Annotated in this window: 1 protein-coding gene; it reads left to right on the top strand. The window is 46.2% G+C overall.

The window, feature by feature from the left end:
• Positions 1–275, top strand: a 275-nt coding sequence (locus HBA93_RS21060) for a hypothetical protein (RefSeq protein ID WP_221724567.1), incomplete at both ends; no start/stop codon positions are given.

The raw sequence follows: 275 nt of genomic DNA, 5'->3' as shown, positions 1-275 counted from the left end.
AGCAAAAGAAGAGGGCCCTGGATGTAATTCAGGCAGGAAAAGAATACGTGGAACACACTGTGAAAGAGCGAAAAAAGCAACTAAAGAAGGAAGGGAAGCCTACGAATGTAGAGGAAGATGATCCCGAGCTGTTCAAACAGGCAGTCTACAAACAGACCATGAAGCTGTTTGCTGAGCTGGAGATTAAAAGGAAAGAGAGAGAAGCCAAAGAAATGCATGAGAGGAAGCGACAGAGAGAAGAGGAGATCGAAGCCCAGGAAAAAGCCAAGCGAGAG

The organism is Ochrobactrum sp. SFR4 (assembly GCF_019730395.1).
Lineage (GTDB): Bacteria > Pseudomonadota > Alphaproteobacteria > Rhizobiales > Rhizobiaceae > Pseudochrobactrum.
Note: the sequence above shows the minus strand (reverse complement) of the source record. Positions and strands in the feature narration are given on the sequence as shown.